The organism is Rodentibacter sp. Ppn85, from assembly GCF_001999335.1.
Lineage (GTDB): Bacteria > Pseudomonadota > Gammaproteobacteria > Enterobacterales > Pasteurellaceae > Rodentibacter.
This window is the reverse complement of the sequence record NZ_MLHS01000089.1, coordinates 1-3,669: the sequence shown is the minus strand read 5'-3', so window position 1 is coordinate 3,669 and position 3,669 is coordinate 1. Positions and strand designations below refer to the sequence as shown.

The window sequence follows — 3,669 nt, the reverse complement described above, 5'->3', positions numbered from 1 at the left end:
CAATCCGAGAAACCGCCTTTCATTATGACCGCCGGGGAAACCTCACATCCCGACAGGTTAAACAGGGACACCAACAGCAAACTACCCGCTACGGGTATGATGCCAACGGTCGCCTGACAGAAATAGACAACGGCGAAAGTCGGCTTACTTATCGTTATGACGCGCTAGGCCGTTTACTGGAAGAAACCGTCACACACCAAATACTTGATAACGCCGCGACCAAGGTGAGTTATCAATATGACGCCAACGGCAACCGCATAAAAACCGGCTTACCGAGCGGGGATGACATTCATTATTTTTACTACGGCAGCGGACACTTATCGGGTATCAAGCTCAATCACCAACTTATCAGCGAAATTACCCGGGATAATCTGCACCGGGAAATTGCCCGCACACAAGGGAGAATAACCGGCGAATATCAATATAACCCGTTAGGGCAATTAACCAAACAAGCCGGATTGACAGAGAGTGCCTCCATCCGCACCCTAGACCGAACCTTTACTTATGACCCGAACGGAAACTTACAACAAAGCGACACCACCTTGTTTACGGGAGGACAATTTGAACGCGACCAAATCACCTATCAATATGACCCGTTAGGACGTATTGAACATGCGCACAGCCAAGGAAACGGCAAATCCCAACATCGTGAATGGTTTCGTTTTGACCCGGCACATAATCTGATTGAGCGCGACAACCAAGTGATAAAAAACAACCGCCTCAGCCACTATGCCGGGGTCGGTTTTACTTACGATACATTCGGTAACACCGTAGAAACTGCCTACGATACGGATAACCGTATTTACTACCGCTACGACTTAAACGACCGCCTGGTTGGCGCAGAGATTAACACCCGCTACCGAAAAGAAAGTTGGATTTATTATTATGACGCACTCGGCAGACGGATAGCCAAAGCGAGACTAAACAAACAAGGCGAGCCTGAAATCCAAACCACATTCGTCTGGGACGGTAGCCATTTAGTGCAAGAAATTCAAAAAGGTAAAAACTCGCAAGAAAACGACCGCACTTTTACCTATATCTATCGTCATCCGAACAGCTACGAGCCGCTGGCGCAATGTATTGACCGCAGGGATGAACATGGCAACCGAATTGAACAGGAGATAAACTACTTCCACTGCGACCAAATAGGCATACCAAGGGAGATGACGGACAGCCAAGGCAAACTGATTTGGCGTGGATGCTATGATGTTTGGGGCGGCTTACACTATGACCGCTATCTAGCGCAACAAAATCAAGGACACCAACCGTTCCGCTTACAGAACCAATACGTTGATCAAGAGACGGGGTTACATTACAACTTCCTGCGCTACTATGAACCGATAACGGGGCGGTTTATGACACAAGATCCGATTGGGTTACAAGGAGGGATGAATTTTTATCGGTTTGCGGATAATGCGCAGGGGTGGGTTGATCCATTGGGATTAGCGCGTTTTTGTACTAGACGATTACGATACGTTCCTTTATCAACTGATATTGATAAAAATTTTAGGGGAGGATTAGATTTAGGTGTGTTTCATGAACACATTTTCTTTGATAATGGTAGGAATATTGGTTATACGGATACAGGAATATTTTCTGAAACATCAATGAAAGGGTATAAATGTTCCAGTATTCATTTTGATGATGACATAATGAATAAAGCTGTTGAAAATGTAAAAAAACAAGAAACATCTTACCTAGAGAAAACTGATGATGGAGGATTAATCGAAAAGAAAAAACTAAGATTTGGCAACGATAATTACAATATGCTCAAAAATAATTGTCAAGATTTTGCAACTGAAGTAGAAAAAGAATATTACAAAATACAAAAATTGGGGAAATTACAATAAACTAATTTATCAATGATAGAGGGTAAAATATGGGAAAAGCAGAGCTATTAATACAAAATCTACTAATTTTCATATATGTTTCAGTATTTACTGTTTTTACATTTTCAATAAATGAGAATTTTATGTATTTTTTATGGTTTGTCATAGATGATGATGTTGGTGTTTTTATATATCCACCATTATTAGTATTCTTTTATCAATGTTATCTAAAATACAAAGATAAAGTATATAATATCAGTTGTTTTTGCTTGGTTATTAATATGATTATAATGTCAATATTTTCTTATTTCATTTTTTTTATAATATTTGCTAACTTTTTTTATAAAGGAGAGGGGATACAGTAGTTAGGTTTCTATTAATATGAAGGTAGAACATAGTGTTTACGGAGCTCATCATAATTTATTTGAAGCTAATTAAAATCCTAAGAATTGCCAATGCTTTTAGAGTAAGCAGAAATATGCATTAAAGCCGGAGCAACTTTCTCCAAATATGATGCCAATTGAAGACTTTTTGAATTAGAGGAGATTAATTTATGAAATACTCAGATGGGAAAAAATAAAATTGGGAGATCGTGTAATTTGGAAAGGAAAAGATCCTATAAAAGGTATTATTGTGTGTTTAATTGATGAGAAAGTTTTCTTGGATAACTATGATTATAGTTATTTATCCTCTCAGGAAGGAGGAGCTATGATTAAATTTGAGCAAATTGGGTTAGTTCATATACAGAGAGATGATAACATCAATTTCTTGGAAAGAATTTAAATAACTATATAAGGGCAGACAGCCAAGGCAAACTGATTTGGCGTGGATGCTATGAGGCTTGGGGCCGCTTGCACTATGACTGCTACCTAGCGCAACAAAATCAAGGACATTAAAAGAGAGAGATATATGATGAAATATTTATCTACAAGAATTTGTCGTTTTCCAACAGATAAGCAACTTTCTTATGATTTCACTATTTGGGATGATACCTTAGAATGCGATAAAATTCCTAATTATTATAACGACCAATACAACCTAAATATTACTAGTATAGATCAAGTTGAACATTTTCAGCCTAAAAATAAAGAATCCTTGAACTTCTCATTTAAAGGGTTTCACCCATGTGTATTATCAGTTGAAAATCATGATTATAATTATTGGTTAGATATTTTGGGATTTGAACCTATTCAAGATATTTATGGCTCAGCCGATTTAGTATTTTTAGGTTATGATGTTATGGATACTCTCTTTCTTAGCATTAGAACTCATGGTATCTCAGCAGAATATAATAAAGATGACTATTTATTAAATGAGTATGGTTTGTTCTCCGCTTATAATAAAGCAAATGAATATTTGCTAATAAACAAACAAAAAATCCCTGAACATTATTGGAAAATTGTTAGTATTTATACAAATACAAAAACGATATCTATATTGAATGAGGGAATATAAGCTCATGAGATTATTTTTCTATTCATATCTTTTCTTATTGCTACAACAACGTGGAACATATGGCAGCGGTCATCGACCCGCAGGGTAACAAAACCGCCTACCAATACCGGGCTGACGGCTTACTGACAGTGAAAACCAATGCCCAAGGTCATCGTTTCCAATACCATTACGACCCGGCGGGCAGATTAGTGGGACTGACTAACGAAAACCATGCCGCCTACCGTTTTGTATATGACGAATCGGACAGGGTGATTTGGGAAAAAGGCTTTGATGATAAGCTCACGCAATATGAATACGACGAAAACGGTCAACTCAGTAAACAAACGGAGTACGGCATCAGTGAGACGATAAGCCCGCCACAACCGTCAATCCGAGAAACCGCCTT

Annotated in this window: 4 protein-coding genes; all 4 read left to right on the top strand. The window is 38.3% G+C overall.

From position 1 onward, the window contains the following. The coding region (locus BKL51_RS11330) for an RHS repeat-associated core domain-containing protein (protein ID WP_143530628.1) at window positions 1–1,850 on the top strand (1,850 nt) is incomplete at its 5' end. Between the two features lie 561 nt (window positions 1,851–2,411). Next, complete coding sequence (locus BKL51_RS11320) at window positions 2,412–2,612, top strand: hypothetical protein (RefSeq protein ID WP_233127134.1); 201 nt, start codon at window positions 2,412–2,414, stop codon at window positions 2,610–2,612. Window positions 2,613–2,738: 126 nt separating this feature from the next. After that, window positions 2,739–3,284: a hypothetical protein gene (locus tag BKL51_RS11315; protein WP_233127133.1), complete on the top strand. Its 546-nt coding sequence runs from the start codon at window positions 2,739–2,741 to the stop codon at window positions 3,282–3,284. Between the two features lie 59 nt (window positions 3,285–3,343). Next, window positions 3,344–3,669 (top strand): RHS repeat domain-containing protein (locus tag BKL51_RS11310; protein ID WP_198930132.1); only part of this gene is annotated, 326 nt, incomplete at its 3' end.